This window comes from Thermocaproicibacter melissae, from assembly GCF_024498295.1.
Lineage (GTDB): Bacteria > Bacillota > Clostridia > Oscillospirales > Acutalibacteraceae > Thermocaproicibacter > Thermocaproicibacter melissae.
In genome coordinates this window covers 263,507-278,733 of sequence record NZ_CP101827.1, presented here as the reverse complement: position 1 = coordinate 278,733, position 15,227 = coordinate 263,507, and the positions used below count along the sequence as shown (strand labels likewise).

Annotated in this window: 18 protein-coding genes; 4 read left to right on the top strand and 14 right to left on the bottom strand. The window is 52.8% G+C overall.

The genetic code is table 11. From position 1 onward, the window contains the following. Positions 1 to 13: 13 nt before the first annotated feature. From nusA to NOG13_RS01390, 3 genes are all read right to left on the bottom strand, one after another. Positions 14 to 1,141, bottom strand: coding sequence for a transcription termination factor NusA (nusA, locus tag NOG13_RS01400; RefSeq protein ID WP_283110536.1), 1,128 nt, complete (start codon positions 1,139 to 1,141; stop codon positions 14 to 16). Beyond that, a complete protein-coding gene (locus NOG13_RS01395) occupies positions 1,138 to 1,647 on the bottom strand; it encodes a ribosome maturation factor RimP (RefSeq protein WP_283111202.1) in 510 nt (169 codons plus the stop codon). Before NOG13_RS01395 ends, nusA begins: the two co-directional genes overlap by 4 nt. A gap of 135 nt (positions 1,648 to 1,782) precedes the next feature. Beyond that, positions 1,783 to 2,328 carry a stage V sporulation T C-terminal domain-containing protein gene (locus NOG13_RS01390; RefSeq protein ID WP_283110535.1) on the bottom strand — a complete coding sequence of 182 codons (546 nt, stop codon included), beginning with the start codon at positions 2,326 to 2,328 and terminating at the stop codon, positions 1,783 to 1,785. A gap of 196 nt (positions 2,329 to 2,524) precedes the next feature. Here NOG13_RS01390 and NOG13_RS01385 point away from each other — a divergent pair, with 196 nt between their 5' ends. Then, a complete protein-coding gene (locus tag NOG13_RS01385; protein WP_283110534.1) occupies positions 2,525 to 2,974 on the top strand; it encodes a hypothetical protein in 450 nt (149 codons plus the stop codon). A 139-nt stretch (positions 2,975 to 3,113) separates the two neighbouring features. Here NOG13_RS01385 and NOG13_RS01380 read toward each other — a convergent pair whose 3' ends face one another. The 10 genes from NOG13_RS01380 to aroF all read right to left on the bottom strand — a co-directional run bounded on the left by NOG13_RS01380 (position 3,114) and on the right by aroF (position 12,177). Then, complete coding sequence (locus NOG13_RS01380; RefSeq protein WP_283110533.1) at positions 3,114 to 3,524, bottom strand: NUDIX hydrolase; 411 nt, start codon at positions 3,522 to 3,524, stop codon at positions 3,114 to 3,116. A gap of 29 nt (positions 3,525 to 3,553) precedes the next feature. Next, positions 3,554 to 4,129: an Rnf-Nqr domain containing protein gene (locus NOG13_RS01375; protein WP_283110532.1), complete on the bottom strand. Its 576-nt coding sequence runs from the start codon at positions 4,127 to 4,129 to the stop codon at positions 3,554 to 3,556. 11 nt (positions 4,130 to 4,140) lie between these two features. After that, entirely contained in the window at positions 4,141 to 4,764 is a 624-nt protein-coding gene (locus NOG13_RS01370; RefSeq protein WP_283110531.1) for an Rnf-Nqr domain containing protein, read from the bottom strand. Then, positions 4,757 to 5,731, bottom strand: a complete 975-nt coding sequence (locus NOG13_RS01365; protein ID WP_283110530.1) for an RnfABCDGE type electron transport complex subunit D — start codon at positions 5,729 to 5,731, stop codon at positions 4,757 to 4,759. The genes NOG13_RS01370 and NOG13_RS01365 overlap by 8 nt, the downstream gene beginning before the upstream one ends. After that, on the bottom strand, positions 5,728 to 6,750 hold the full coding sequence (locus NOG13_RS01360) for a 4Fe-4S dicluster domain-containing protein (RefSeq protein ID WP_283110529.1): 1,023 nt from the start codon (positions 6,748 to 6,750) through the stop codon (positions 5,728 to 5,730). The genes NOG13_RS01365 and NOG13_RS01360 overlap by 4 nt, the downstream gene beginning before the upstream one ends. Before the next feature lie 26 nt (positions 6,751 to 6,776). Next, entirely contained in the window at positions 6,777 to 7,421 is a 645-nt protein-coding gene (gene rpe, locus NOG13_RS01355) for a ribulose-phosphate 3-epimerase (protein ID WP_283110528.1), read from the bottom strand. Between the two features lie 245 nt (positions 7,422 to 7,666). Continuing rightward, a complete protein-coding gene (locus tag NOG13_RS01350) occupies positions 7,667 to 8,953 on the bottom strand; it encodes a resuscitation-promoting factor (RefSeq protein ID WP_283110527.1) in 1,287 nt (428 codons plus the stop codon). 516 nt (positions 8,954 to 9,469) lie between these two features. Beyond that, positions 9,470 to 9,871, bottom strand: a complete 402-nt coding sequence (gene rpsI, locus NOG13_RS01345; protein ID WP_283110526.1) for a 30S ribosomal protein S9 — start codon at positions 9,869 to 9,871, stop codon at positions 9,470 to 9,472. Between the two features lie 15 nt (positions 9,872 to 9,886). After that, positions 9,887 to 10,315, bottom strand: a complete 429-nt coding sequence (gene rplM, locus NOG13_RS01340; RefSeq protein WP_283110525.1) for a 50S ribosomal protein L13 — start codon at positions 10,313 to 10,315, stop codon at positions 9,887 to 9,889. A gap of 848 nt (positions 10,316 to 11,163) precedes the next feature. Then, the gene (gene aroF, locus NOG13_RS01335) at positions 11,164 to 12,177 is read right to left on the bottom strand and encodes a 3-deoxy-7-phosphoheptulonate synthase (protein WP_283110524.1); all 1,014 of its coding nucleotides are present in this window, start codon (positions 12,175 to 12,177) and stop codon (positions 11,164 to 11,166) included. Positions 12,178 to 12,357: 180 nt separating this feature from the next. Between aroF and NOG13_RS01330 the strand changes: the two genes are divergently transcribed. The 3 genes from NOG13_RS01330 (at position 12,358) to NOG13_RS01320 (ending at position 14,220) form a co-directional block, all read left to right on the top strand. Further along, a complete protein-coding gene (locus NOG13_RS01330) occupies positions 12,358 to 13,119 on the top strand; it encodes a ParA family protein (RefSeq protein WP_283110523.1) in 762 nt (253 codons plus the stop codon). Positions 13,120 to 13,122: 3 nt separating this feature from the next. Then, positions 13,123 to 13,593, top strand: coding sequence for a late competence development ComFB family protein (locus NOG13_RS01325; protein ID WP_283110522.1), 471 nt, complete (start codon positions 13,123 to 13,125; stop codon positions 13,591 to 13,593). A 75-nt stretch (positions 13,594 to 13,668) separates the two neighbouring features. Beyond that, the gene (locus NOG13_RS01320; protein WP_283110521.1) at positions 13,669 to 14,220 is read left to right on the top strand and encodes a TIGR01440 family protein; all 552 of its coding nucleotides are present in this window, start codon (positions 13,669 to 13,671) and stop codon (positions 14,218 to 14,220) included. A gap of 259 nt (positions 14,221 to 14,479) precedes the next feature. On the opposite strand, the gene NOG13_RS01315 is transcribed toward NOG13_RS01320, so the two are convergent. Continuing rightward, positions 14,480 to 15,217 carry a hypothetical protein gene (locus tag NOG13_RS01315; protein ID WP_283110520.1) on the bottom strand — a complete coding sequence of 246 codons (738 nt, stop codon included), beginning with the start codon at positions 15,215 to 15,217 and terminating at the stop codon, positions 14,480 to 14,482. Positions 15,218 to 15,227: the final 10 nt, after the last annotated feature.

Below are 15,227 nucleotides of genomic sequence, written 5' to 3'. Positions count from 1 at the left end.
GATTCAACGAAAATTATTCTTCTTGTTCCGACTCAGACTCCTCGTCCATTTCGGTTTCATCCGTTTCGCCGAAGAAACCGCTCTGCGGCTTAATGTCAATCTTCCAGCCGGTCAGGCGCGCGGCAAGGCGGGCGTTCTGGCCCTTGTTGCCGATGGCGAGAGAAAGCTGTTCATCCGGCACGCTCACGCGGCAGGCGTGGGAACCGTCTTTCGCGGGAACGACCTCAACAACGGTTGCGGGCGAAAGCGCCGAAGCAATGAATTTGCATGGGTCGTCGCTGTACTCCACAATATCAATTTTTTCTCCGCCGAGTTCTTCCACAATGCGGTTTACGCGCATCCCCTTTGCGCCGATGCAGGAGCCGACGGCGTCAACATTGGGGTTATGGCTGACAACCGCGATTTTTGTGCGTGAGCCGGCTTCGCGCGAAACGGACTTGATTTCCACGGTGCCGTCGTAGATTTCGGGAACCTCCGCTTCAAACAGACGGCGAACGAGGTTCGGGTGAATGCGGCTGATGATGGCGCGCGGGCCGCGCTCGGTTTCTTTGACATCGGCGATATAAACTTTAATATGGTCGCCCACCCGCAGTGTCTCACCGGGAACCTGCTCCGATTTCGGAAGCACGGCCTCAGACTTGCCGATGATGAGGGTTGCCGCACCGGTGCGCGGGTCAATCTGGTCAACTAAAGCGGAAACAACTTCCTGCTGTTTGCTTTCAAATTCCTGCAGCATGCGGCTGCGCTCTCCGTCGCGGATGCCTTGGCGGATGATGTTGCGCGCCGTCATGGCGGCGATGCGGCCGAACTGCTTTGTGTCAATCGGAACGGAAACAACTTCGCCTTCCACCGCGGTGGGGTCAATGTTTCTGGCATCTTCTACGCTGATTTCTTTTCCCGGTTCGGTTACGTCCGCTACAACAGTCTTGTTGAGAAACACAAGAAAAAGTCCCCTGGCCGGATCTATGGAAACAATACAGTCATCGTTGCCGTAACTGCTTTTGCAAGCTGTAACAATGGCCTTCTTGATGCGGTCCAGCATAAAATCCATAGAAATGCCATGCGCTTGTTCGAGCGTGGCGAGGGCTTCAAAAATTTCACTGCTGCCTGCAGGGGTTTCCGTCTTTTTTCTGCTTCTCATGATCCTTCAATCTCCTCCAACACATCATCGTCACAAAGTTTGACTGAGGCGGTGTCCTTCCGCGCGATTTGCAGCGGTTCACCGGATTCGGGCACAAGGGTGAATTCCGCACCGGAAAAAGCGCTGAGCGTTCCGGTCAGCAGGCGACGTCCGTCCTCCAGCGGGCGGATCAGCTGCACATGAATACGGGAACCGAGGCAGGCTTCAAAATGTTCGGGGCGCGTTAGTTCCCGGTTGATGCCCGGCGACGAAACCTCAAGGCAGTAGGATTCCTTGATAGGATCCAGCTCATCGAGCGGCTTATCAATAGCTCGGCTTAACTTTTCACAGTCCTCAATGCCGACGCCGCCCTCTTTGTCAATGAATATTCTCAGGTACCATGCGCCGCCTTCGCGCACATAGCGAACGTCCCAGACCGAAAGCCCGAGGGTTTCGGCATAAGGAAGAACAAGCTTGCGGACGGTTTCAGCGACGCCGCCCTTTTTTGACCCTGCCAATGAATTCACCTCTAAGACAAACAAAAGAGCGGGTCGCCCCACTCTTTCATCCTCACTTTAAAATACTGGAATCATTTTACCACGCCCCAACGAAAAAAGCAAGACAAAATAATATCCCTCTCGCCTCCGTCTGGGGCGCCACAATTATTCTTCCATGTGCCTGCCCAGAAAAGCCGCCGCAACCTGCGCCATCTTTGTGGCGAGCTCCTGCGGAGGAAGCGTTTCGCCTTCTTCCGGCTTCAGAACAATGACGGAACCGGTTACGTCGCTGGAAGCGAGAATCGGGCAGACGATTTCCGCCACGCGGTCGATGCCCTCCACGGGGAAGAGACGTTCGCCGCCGCTTTCATCCACAAACGTGCGGCGGGACTGCACATATTCGTCAAGCTCCGGCGTAGTGCGCCGCTCGAGATATTCTTTGCGCGGTACGCCGGCGGCTGCCACCACATGGTCACGGTCACAAACAATGACGGGCAGCCCGGCTACCCGATTGAGAACATCGGCATACTCCGCGGCAAATGCGGAAAGCTCCCCAACGGGAGAATATTTTTTAAAGATCACATCGCCCTGTGAATCCGTAAAAATTTCCAGAGCGTCGCCCTCGCGGATCCGCAGGGTTCTGCGGATTTCTTTTGGGATAACGATGCGACCCAGGTCGTCGATTCTACGTACGATGCCTGTTGCTTTCATGTTCTTTCCCTCCTGCGCGAAAAGTTTTAACATCCATATTATCCGCAGGAAACTATGCCCTATACCACCAACTTTTGATGCGCGAGTAAAAAAGCAGTCGGAACAGCTGGCTGTAAAATCCGGGCTTGTCAATTCAAAATGGGAACGCTATAATAAAATGAATCACACAAAAATCATGAATATTGGGGTGTTTTCCATGAAAAAAATATGGAAAATCTGTGCCGTCGTTCTTTTGGCATCGGTTCTTACGATTTTTGCAGGATGTTCCGCCCGCAAGGCAATTACGGCCGAGGAGTTCCAGAAGCAGGCAAAGAGTGCCGGGTACACGGTAACGGAGCCTAAAGATGACAGTTCCGGCGCCACGAAGAGCTATGTTGCCACCAAAGACGGTTCCGACGTAGAAATTGATTATCACTTGTTCTCCAGCGCTTATTCTGCCCAGAACTGGTACAGCACCCAGAAAAACTCCATGAAGACCGGAACGACCAAGACAGTTGTCGATAGTGACAATTACAACAAATACACGGTTACAAACGGTGAAATCAACTATGTGCTGGTCCGCGTAGACAAAACAGCAGTACTCTGCAAAGCGGTCGCTTCCAAAGCCGGTGAAGTTGATTCGTTCCTGAATACCATTAAGTATTAAGAATATGCGAACAAAAAGCCCGAAACGCTGAAAAACGTTTCGGGCTTTTTCATGTTCACCGTTCAGTCGAAGCTCATTTGCGCTGAAAGGATTTTACGCCTTAATGCAAACGGAATTTTTCCCATCTCACAGCGGCATCTCAGAGGATTTCTTCCACCTTATGAATGAGCTGAGGTTCGATTTCCGGATAGGCCAGATTTTCGGGGATGTTCTCTAAGAAATCAATACGTTCCATTTCAAAGTCGGGCAATGCGAAGAATTCCTGAATTTCCGCAAAATACAGCATGCCGAACACTTCCCCGTCGGCGCCCTCAAAGCTGTAAACGCACACCGGAGAGAGGCGGAATCTTGCCGCACCGGTTTCCTCATACAGTTCCCGGCGGGCGGTTTCCTCAATGTTTTCGCCGGGTTTTCGGCGGCCGCCCGGCACTTCGTAGGTTTCCCCGCCCTTCTTCTTGCAGAAGACCCACTTGCCCCGATAGCGTGAAACGACAACGGCAAACGTCAGATGGTCATCACTCACGCTTTCATAGAACTTCACTTCTTGCATATACTACACTCCCCAATACAACTCCAGAATCAAAAAACAGAACCGGACAGTCCGGCGAATACCATAGAGAGAATACCAATGTAGATAAGCACCCCCGGCAAACCGGAAAACGCGCGGGGCATATCCGGATTGGAGCAAATGCGCAGCGCCTGCTCCAAAAGGAGTACCGCGAGGAAGAACGCAGCACCCGTACCGAGCGAAAAACCGATGGTTTCGGCAAGACCGAACGAGCACATCTCGCGGAGGAACGGAACTGCAAGAACAACCGTATTCACAGCCGCCTGTGCAAGAATCGACGAGTATTTTTCAAAGAACGAAGGCACAGCTGTGCGCAGCAAAGCCGCAGCAAGGAGATACAGTACCGCAGCAGCGGCGGCAATCGCAGCCGGGTAAATCTGATATCTGCTGGAAAACAGCGGAGAAAGCAGATACCCCGTCAAACCGGAGCAGAGAGAAAAAACCGTGACAAACAATGCGTAAAAGCCGGCACTGGCAGGACGCCGAGCCGCACGAAGCGCGCGGCTGAATCCCGCGCCGCCTGCGAACAGGACGTTTTCTACCGTGAGCGCAAGGAGCGCCGCCGTCAGCATTTTTGCGAACATCATTCATTCCCTCCTTACGCTCCGACATTTTCACGCCGCAGGTTGATTTTTTGCACCACGGCGGAAAGGAGACCAAGGAACAGGAAGCCGGCGAACGGAAGGTTTAAGCCGCTGCCGATTCCGTCATAAAAAGAACCGTGTCCCCAAAGGTCCCTTGTCAGCCAAAGCTCCCGAACGGAGCCTACAAGGCAGACCACCGCCGCAAAGCCGAATGAGCACCCGAAAGCATCTGCCAGAACCGCCGGAAAAATATGCTCAGGCGCATATTCCTCGGTGCGGGAATAGAGAATCGAGTTGCAGGTCATCAGCGCAGCGGCGAGACCGAGGTTGTTAGCCGTGCTGGGCATCCATTGCTGCAAAACCCAGAACGCTGGGATATAAAAGACGGCGGAAACAAGCAGAATCGCTGCCGGACGAATCCATTTTGGAATCAGCAGGCCGATGGCGCAGAACAGCAGCTCGGACGGAACCGAAATCATGAGAAACAGCACAGACAGCGCAACGCCGTTTTTCAGGCCCGTGGCGGCCGAAACAATCGGGAAAAGACCGAGCGCGCCCACCAGCACGGGGTTGCGGAAGAGAAGGCCGCTTTTGAAAATCACGCCGGTGTTGTGAAGCGACGAGAGGCGATTATTCATGGACAGGTCCCTCCCAACCGCGCAGACGGGTAATTGCCGCCGATATCAGCGGAGATGCGGCGTCTGCGGCAAGAATCGCAAAGGGCGCACCCTGCTCAAACTGCCCGAAGTACCGGAACAGCATCACAAAAGCCCCGGCAAGAGCGCCGTAAATGCATCTGCCAGCTCGGGTGCGCGGTGCGCTTACGGGGTTCGACGCCATAAAGACGGCACAGAAGAAAACGGAACCGGAGAGCAGTTCATATTTGACGGAAGTCAGCGGGCTGCAGGCGATGCGCGGGAACAAGGAGGCAAGCAAGGCAGCAGTCCCGAGGAAAAAGACCATCGGTTCCCAATGGGCGGAACGGGTCAGCACAAGAAGAATCCCGCCTGCGGCAATCACAAGCGCGATGCCTGTGGTAAGCGGGCCGGCAGATTCTCCCCAAAGCATATTGAGCGGAAGAATGTCGGGCTTCAGCCCTTCCTTCAAAACAGCCGCGGCGGACTGCCCGGAAAGAAATGTGCAGGTTCCAAACGCGGGAAGCGAATAGGGCTGTGCGGGGTCAAAGTAAGTATACATAAGACTCGGCCAGCAAAGAGCGGCAAATGCGGTGCCGGCTGCGGCCGGATTGAACGGAGTACGTCCAAACGGCCCGAATGGCGCCTTGGCGATTAAAATGGCAAACGCACCGGCGGCGCAGGGAAGCCACAGCGGGGCGTTGAGCGGCATAAGCATGGTGCAGACCATGCCCGTAACAAGTGAGGAGGGGTCCGTCAGACCCAGCCTTCCCACCGCGAGCAGGTTTGCGAATAACTCACACACGAGGCAAGTGAGCATCGTGAGGCATGCCATGGTAATCGGACGTGTTCCATAGCGCACCACAGGAACAATGAGCAGCGTAAAAAGGGCAAACAGCGTCCACCCGAGCATGGAGTGTACAGAGGGCCCTTCCCGCACGAACGGCGGGGTTAATTTATGAGACGTCATGCGTCGTGCCCTCCTTTCATCCGAGCTGCGCTGCGAACTTCTTCCTCCAGATGGATGCCGGATGGGCAAACAGCGGAGCAGACGCGGCAGCCGATACAGTTATCTACGTGAAAAAGCAAAAGCGGTTCCGGCGTGTTTGCCTCAAGCTCACGGTGAACCAGCCACGGAATGATGCCTACCGGGCAGACCTTTTCGCAGCGTCCGCACCGCACGCAAGCGAACGTGGACTGCTTCGGCGCTTTTTTCATCACGGTAACGCAGCGTGTTGTAGCGGAGATCGGTATTCCGCGGCTACGGACGGCGCGTCCGGTGAGAGCGGGACCGATGCAGATAAATCCTGCGCGCGACGGAGCTTGGCAGAACTCCAGCAGGGCAGAAAGGTGGGTTCCGATGCGAACCCGCACATTTGCGCGTTTTCCCACGGCGTCTCCGGAGACCGTTACCACAGTATGCGATTGAGGCTCCCCGAGCCGAATGGCATCGGAAAGCGCGGCGCAGGCTTGTGCGCCGATAAACGCGGCTGTTTCCCCACCCCGGGACAGCCGACGCAAAAGGAAAAAGTCTGCCGGCGTGCTGTCTCCCGCCGCGACGGCAGGCTGCGGAATTCCATGGGATTTGTAGATGCGCAATTCTTTGCGCGAAGCGGCTGCAATCCGCGTTTTGGGCACACCGCAGGCCTTCGCCGCAAGGGCGAGGCCGTCAGCCACCTTATCGGGCATTTCACGCAGAACGGCTTGTGAGGCACAGGCAAAAGGGTCGTCGTCAAAGCAGCGGGCAACCAGAACCTGCGGCTTCGATTCGGCCAGAGACTCCAGCAGCTCGCGAAGCGGCATGCCGCGGAACTCGTCGCAGATGCCGGCTTCCTCCGCGGCGCGGAGAATACGCCTTGGCCCCGGCTCCCCCCTTCCGACTGTGAGGCGGGAAGGCTCGGGAAGGCCTTTCGGCGCGGGCATTGTCAAAATGCCGCGCTTCAGAATCTCGTTATTCTCCTGTCCCAGCTTTACGCCGTGTCCGGTCATTCGGCGGAACCTCCCAAGTAAAACAGTTAAAGTGTGCGATCTGAATTTTTCAGGCTGCTGATTGCCGCAGCGGCGTCTTTTGCGCCGAAAACGGAGGTTCCAGCCACAAGGACATTCACACCGGCACGAGCAGCTTCCTTTGCCGTTACGTCGTTGATGCCGCCGTCAACTTCCACGAGCACGTCGGGACGTTTCTGCTTGATAACGCGCACCTTCGACAGCATATTCGGCATAAATTTCTGCCCGCCGAAACCGGGTTCCACCGTCATGACAAGAACCATGTAAAGACGGTCAAGGTACGGAAGCACTGCGTCTACGGGCGTGCCGGGCTTAATTGCCACAGAGGGCTTTGCCCCGCCGTCGGAAATTGCTTGAATCACCGCGTCCGGATCAGAGGCGGCCTCCAGGTGGAACGTGATGATATCCGCTCCCGCTTTCCGAAACTGAGGGATATATTGAATCGGCTCGTCGATCATCAAATGAACATCAAATGGCTTGTCCGTGTAGGGACGCATTGAGGAAATCACTGGCGGGCCGAAGGTCAAGTTCGGAACAAAATGGCCGTCCATAGCGTCAAGGTGAACCCAATCTGCTCCGGCTATATCAATTCGTCTGATTTCATCGCTCAGGTGCGAGAAATCAGACGCTAGCATCGAAGGCGCAACGATCATCCAAAATCAATCCTCCTCAGCCTATTGTAAACCAAACGCGGTGCCATTTCAACCACGCGTCAGAAAAGGCCGCCGAAGAAAATTTCTCCGACGGCCCATCTATGATAAAGCGGTTTAACAAATCGCCCCGCAGTGCCATAGTATGCGGTTTGGGTACGATTTGCGCCCGAAAAAAGCGCATAGAAAAACGGGAAAAGCGCTTCGCTTTTCCCGCCCAATTGACTCTCAGTTATGCTTGGCGTTCGTCAGTCGAGGACATAGACATTCATGGTACGCGCGCCGAACCTGCAGCATTCCGCGTAAGTGTTAAAATACAGGTCCGCAACGATGGATCCGCTCATGGCGGCCGTGCCGGTGTCGGCTGCTACCGCATATCCGTAGACGTATTTCCCGTTCGGGGAGCAGATATAAAGCCTTGTACCGTAAGGGATAATCTTCGGGTTGACCGCTACGCGCCCGTAAGCGGGTTTCATGCCGGAGGCCGTTCCCCATCCGCCGCTGTAAGCGGTGCACCTGCCGGTGTAGACCTTCCGGTAAGAAATGCGCTTACCGTTATGGTCGATAAGGGTTCCGTCCGTGCCGACAGAGGCATACGCCTTGCCAAGCGACCTTGTTCCGACAACCACAACCTCATTGACCGGCTGCTTTGTGACGGTGGAAGATGTTACGGTGCTTTCCACAACCTTGCCGTCGCAGAGCTTCTGCCGGATGACGATTGTCTTTACGCCTTTTTGACCCTTTGTCTTTACGACCTTTGTGCCGGCGTTCATGGAACTGTCTTTCTTTGTTACCGTTTGATACGGAATCTCTTGGGTCGAGGTTACGTCCTTGTAACTGACTCGCCCGATTCGGATTTGCATGCCGTCGGTAACTTGATCGGTCAGGGCCTTGTCTGTAATGTCTTCTGAGCCGAGGGTAATGCCTGCCTCGCTCAGTGCGTCTGCGACGGTGCCCTTCACAACGAGGTAATCCTTCGTTGTGCCGTCTGCCGTGATTTTCACCGTGACGCGGCGTGTGACGGTAATCTCCATACCGTCTGTAACCGGCATCGTCTTCGGGGCAGAGAGAATGTCGTTGGAGCCGACCGTAACGCCGGCCTGTGAAAGTGCCTCCGCGACCGTGTCTCCGTAATGAAGTGTGACAGGCGTGGTCTTTTCATCTGCCGCAACCGTAACGTGCTTTGCCTTGCGGACGGTTATGAATACCTTGCCGTCTTCGATCGTGCTGGAGACGAGGTCATCGGTGCTCACCGGAACGGAAGCTTTGCGCAGAATCGAATCGGAATCTGTGGATTCAATTACGATTTCCGGCTGAGTCGAACCGTCGACCTGAATGGATGCGTGCCATGTGGAAGCTGCAACCGAAGCAACGGAGGCTGCAGTGATTCCGCACATCAGCGCAAGCGATACGCCGAGGCGCGTGAACTTCTCTCTGCGCGCTTTTTCTATTTGGCGGGCCCTGCTAACCGTCGTCCATTTTCGGCGGCCGGGTCTGCGACGCATATGAAAACCAAAATGCCTGAAAATCTGCAAAATTTATCACCTGATTTCTGCATCGGAAAGGCTGATTCCAGAAGGTTTTTCCCACTGGAAATGCCTTCCATGTAGCAAGCGACGTTGTATTGCGTGCTATTATATTCGACGATTCGCCGGTTGTCAAATGAAAAATGATTTGAGTTTTGTATAACTTGCACAAATTACAAAATTGTAATATTCATTAAAAGACATTAAACCGCGAAAAACGCCTCTTTTCTGTCCCTTGTCCACCGATGAATTCTGTGCATGTTGCAACAAAATGAACGGTTACAAACTTGTTACAAATATTTCAATGTTGTTTTATTTTAAATTCAGAAGAAAAACGACCCTTTTTTCTCGCGGAAAAAAGCCGGAAAATCGGCTTGCAGACCGGCTTTTCACCGTTTTGAGAGGGCTGCGGAGGCGCCTGTCGAAAGATTCCGAAAATTGGAATACGAAAAGTGAGCCGGAAAAATAGAAAAACCGCTCAGCCAAAACGGCGAAGCGGTTTGAAATAAGTCTGATATGGAAAAATCAGCGCTTGCTGAACTGCGGAGCACGGCGTGCAGCTTTGAGACCGTACTTCTTGCGTTCCTTCATCCTCGGGTCACGGGTCAGCAGGCCCGCCTTCTTGAGGGTGGGACGGAGATTTTCGGAGTCATACTGCAGAAGAGCTCTTGCAATGCCGTGACGGATAGCGCCGGCCTGGCCGGTGACGCCGCCGCCGGCAACGCGGCAGACAATGTCAAACTTCTCACTGGTGCCGGTCAGCTCGAGCGGCTGACGGACAATCGCTTTGAGTGTATCGAGGCCAAAATAATCGTCAAGGCTGCGGTCGTTCACGGTGATCTTTCCGGAACCCTGGTAGATCCTTACGCGTGCAACGCTGCTTTTTCTTCTGCCTGTGCCGTAAAAATATGGTGCTTTCTCGTACATCGTATAGATCCTCCCTTACAGTTCCCAGGTCTGAGGCTTCTGAGCAGCGTGGATATGCTCGGCGCCTTCAAACAGGTGCAGTCTTGTCATGGCAGCGCGGCCGAGCGTGTTGTTCGGAATCATGCCTTTTACGGCAAGCTCCATAGCTTTGCACGGCTTTTGGGCCATCAACGTTTTATAATTGACCTTCTTCATGTGGCCAATGTAAAGCGTGGGGTGGTACCAAATCTTGTTTTCGAGTTTTTTGCCAGTTAGGGCTGCGTCTTTGCAGTTGATGATGACAACGTGGTCACCGCAGTCTGCATTCGGTGTGAAAGTAACCTTGTGCTTACCGCGGAGAAGAATAGCAGCCTGTGCCGCAACACGGCCGAGCGGCTTTCCGGCTGCGTCGATTACATACCATTTGCGCTGGATGTCGCCGGCTTTCGGCATATAGGTAGACATTAAAATTCCCTCCTGATGATTTTTGAACATACGTTAGAAACTAAAATAACACTCTACGATTCTACCACCCGCTTGGCACCGTGTCAAGGGTCAATACCCGATTTTTTAATTTATTTCGTAGTATCTCTCGTTTTCTCGCATTTCTGCGTCATTTCTGGCCCGTTCTTTCCCTTCATTTCATAAATTGGGACGTGTGTTTCTGCCTGCGTGAAGATCCCGGGTTGTGGAAGCCTTAAAAGTCTGTTTTGGAACGAAAATCTGGAACGAAAATCATTCCTCCAAGTAATATTTTTATGGTTTTTAACATTTTCAACTGACTTTTCAACATCTTGTTGTTGACAAAGAGTTTTCCACAAAAGCATGGACCTGTTTTAGGGTACGGAATCTGTCGAATCATGATTTGAAAAACGGCTGATTTCTCCGAAATATCAGCAGAAATCGACGAAATACAGCGAAAATTTAAGTTTATCGCTCGTTCCAAGACACCCGTGCTTTGTTGCACAAAAGTGCTTTTTCAAGCTTCAGTCTTACTGTGGAAAACTCAGAAGACGGAAAGTTTTCACCGCCTGCGCGGAAAATGTGCAATACTTTTCAACTTTTCCAACAAAAGAATCCACTTTTGCATCCAACCCGGTGAAAAATGGGTTCGGTTACAGTACAAAAGTGCCAGCCAAAAAGGTTTCGGACACTCTTTCTATTAATAGATAAAAGCAGGAGAAATCCTGTCGCCTGCGAATGCGTAAAAAAGACATAAAAAACGGCACCCCAGCTTGCTTTTGGATGCCGTTTGATTCCGCCAAAATGAGGTTGAGTTTTTCCTATCATTATATAGGATATAGGCAAAATTTTTATATGGTTCTGCCGATGGCTTCGGCAACGGCACGGACTTTGCCGAACAGCTCCGCGTAGGCTTTCGGCGTGAGCTGCTGGGCAGCGTCGCTGAGCGCTTTCTTCGGGTTCGGGTGTACTTCGATAATCAGGCCGTCCGCTCCGGCGGCAACGGCTGCAAGCGAAAGCGATTCGATGTAGGCAGCTTTGCCCGCGGCGTGAGACGGGTCCACGATAATAGGCAGGCAACTGCGTTCCCGAACGACGGGAATAGCAGAGACGTCCAGCGTGTTGCGCGTGGCGGTTTCAAAAGTGCGGATTCCGCGCTCGCACAGGACCACGTTGTAGTTGCCTTCGCTCATGATGTATTCGGCGGCGTCAAGCCATTCTTCGATGGTGTTTGCGATTCCGCGTTTCAAAAGGACAGGTTTTTTCGTGCGTCCCACTTCTCGCAGCAGGCGGAAGTTCTGCATATTCCTCGCGCCGATTTGGAACATATCGCAGTAGGGCTCCGCAACGGGGATGAGGTCGTGGTCGGTGATCTCCGTGACCGCTTTGAGGCCATAGGCATCGGCGGCTTTGCGCAGAATTTTCAAACCGTCTTCTTCAATGCCTTGAAACGAATACGGCGAAGTGCGGGGCTTGTAGGCTCCGCCGCGCAGGAATTTTGCCCCCGCGGCCTTTACTCCCGCGGCGGCCTGCATCATCTGTTCTTCGCTTTCCACCGCACACGGGCCGGCAATCATGCAGAGCTGGTTTGCCCCGATAATCTCGCCGCCGACGTTCACCGTACGGCCTTCGGGGACCATATCACGGCTTGCGAGTTTATAAGAAGACATGATGGGCACGCATTTTTCCACGCCGTCCATCAGTTCCAGATTAACGTCAGAGAGTTTTGTTTTGTCGCCGAGCACGCCGACAATCGTCTTTTGAGAGCCTGTGGAAAGGTTCGCGCCCAGCCCGTGCTCTTTCAGCACGGCGATGACGTTTTCCACATCCTGCTTTGTGCAGTTGTTTTTCATTACGATAATCATGACCAGTATCCCCAATCGGCAATAGATTCTTTATTCATTTTAACTGTTAAAGCGTTAAAATGCAAGGCCGTTCTGCTAGAGGATAACTTATATTGTAAAAGCAGCAGGCTTTCGCTATAATAACATTTAGATGCTGCAGAAAAAAGCGATGCGGCGCGTAGGGAAAATGGAGGATTTCGCATGGCAAGGGTAATAGCCGTTTCAAACCAAAAGGGCGGCGTCGGGAAGACGACCACCACCTGTTCTGTTGCGGCGGGCCTCAAGAAGAGAGGTTTCCGGGTTTTGGCGATTGACCTTGACCCACAGGGAAACCTCGGCTTCAGCGTGGGAGCTGATACGACGATCAGCGCGTCGATTTATGATGTGCTCAAAGGAGAAGTGAAAATTCAATATGCCATTCAGCGCCTTAAGGCGATGGATGTTATCATTTCCAGCATCCTGCTGAGCGGCATTGATTTGGAGTATACCAGCACAGGCCGTGAATATCTGCTTCGGGAAGCGCTCGCTCCGGTGCAGGATTTCTACGATTACATATTAATTGATACGCCGCCGGCGCTGGGCATTCTTACCATTAATGCGTTTACCGCGTCGGATTACATCATTGTGCCGATGCTTCCGGATATTTTCAGTCTGCAGGGCATCGCGCAGCTTTACGAAACCGTGGTGCGCGTGCAGAAATACTGCAACAACACGCTTTCCATCGCGGGAATTCTTCTGACAAAATACAACCCCAAGACCCATCTCGGGCGCGAGGTGCGCGGCACCGCGGAGTTGATTGCGGAGGATCTGCATATCCGCGTGTTTGACGCGTTCATCCGCAGCAGCGTTGTTGCGGGCGAAGCGCAGTCGGTGCAGAAAAGTCTCTTTGATTATGCCCCGCACGCAACCGTGACGCGCGATTACGAGAAATTCATCGACGAATTGCTTGCGAAGGGGGTATAAGTTTTGTCTCGGACGAAGAATGAGATTGACAAGGAGCAGATGTATAAAAAACTGATGCCCTCGTCTGTGCGCTCTGCACTTGCCCAAGAACCGAAAATCGAACCGGTTTCCGCGGCGGAGCCTGTGAACGAGGCTGCGAAGAAGCCAGCCGCCATTCCGGCGACGCCTCAAAAAGAGATGAAGCCGCACCACATCACGCTCCCGTCATTTGACAACCGCCAGACTACGGTGGTAAATATCATGGAAAATTATGTTCTCGGCAAGCTCAATGATGTGCTGGAGCGCTTTTCCTGCTGCCGGTGTGACCGCTGCCGCAAGGATATCGTGGCGCTTGCGCTCAACAAGCTGCCGCCGAAATATATGGTTCTGGCGGAAGGCGAACCGGAGCCGGATATCACCCCGCAGATCAATGCGCAGGTCATAGCGGCGATGATTCAAGCTGTCATTAAAGTGCGCGCGAACCCGCGCCACTAAGCCACTAACTACTAATATATTTAAGGATAATCGGCGGGCGTTTCGGAAACCCGTTTTTGAATGGAGGAATTGCGGATGTATGAAGATCTTGCAAAAGCGGCCGAAACTGCCGTGCGTGAGCTGCTTGAAACTGCGCGAATGAAGGAAAACGGGCTTTTTGTCGTGGGTTGCTCGTCCAGCGAAGTTGCCGGACATAAGATCGGTACTTTTTCCAACACGGAAATAGCCGACGCGCTGTTTGAAGCGATTTACGCCGTACTGAAGGAAAAGAAGATTTTCCTAGCCGCCCAATGCTGCGAACACCTGAACCGTGCGCTGATTGTTGAGCGTGAGGCGGCGGAGTATTACCGGTTGCCCATTGTGAACGTCGTGCCGCAGCCGAAGGCGGGCGGTTCGTTTGCCACAGCGGCCTATCACGCGTTCCGAGAGCCGGTTGCCGTCGAAAGGATTCAGGCGCAGGCCGGCATCGACATCGGCGACACGCTCATCGGCATGCACCTGCAGCCCGTGGCGGTGCCCGTCCGCGTTTCGATTCGGAAAATCGGCGAAGCGAACCTTGTGTGCGCCCGCACCAGACCGAAGTTCATCGGCGGAGAGCGCGCCCACTACGACGAGCGGTACCTGTAATTGCCTTCTGCTTTTTAAGAGGAAATCTCTTCGCTCAGCCCTTCTACTTATGTATATTTTCATGCCATGAAATAACCTCCTGTTGTAGTTTCCATACTACAACAGGAGGCTTTTTGTTTTTGACTGCTATTTTTACGGGCTGACTGAAACCAGATTCAGTTCTTGTTGGATTGGCATACACGGAAAAACGGCGTTTGTGCTGCTTTTTCCTTAAGAAAGGAGCTGCTGCAGTACTTTCCTTTTGCAGCAGCTCCTTTCGTTATGCCTTCACTTCCGCCTTGCGGAGCAGAAGCCAAAAAAGGCCCAAAAAAGTTGCGGCCATGGCAAGGCGAGAAAAAAGATCGGAACCCGTTTTCAACGATAGGTTCACCCACCAGACAAAGGTGTCTACTAAAAAATGGAGAATTCTCCCCTTCGCAAGATTACTGTCAATCAGAGGAAGAATCAAGAAGAGAATGGAGGGAACTCCAACGGAGACAATAATTTTAACCGGCTTGCTCATGCGATAGTAGAGAGCGCCGATAAGCAAACCGAATAATGCAACGCAAAGGTACTCGAGGAAACACCAGAGCCAGTTTGCAAAGATCAGAGACGGCGTGATTGGAGCATCTGGGCTTTTTCCGAAAAAATTTTGCGCCATAATCAAGTAAAGGGTGCGAGATTTCATAAATTTTGAGAATACTGCAAAGTTGAAGGTGTCAATCAGGGAAACCGCAAGCGAAGTAAGGCCCAATCCGCTCAGAAAACCAAAAAAGAGACGTTTGCGTGAAACACTGAAGGAAGTGAAAAACCGAAAGTTATTCTTGAAAATCAAAATTCCGATGACGAAGCATACTATCATGGTGGCGATTTCATTGCCACGAAAAGTACTTGGGGTGTCAGGTGATGGATCAATCAGAATTTGGAAGAAATTTTGGAGGAAAATGAAAAAATAAAAAGGGAAAAAAGCTTTGCTGACTTCCAGACACTGATAGCGCAGAATCGGTTTGAGATTCATAGCAAGTTCT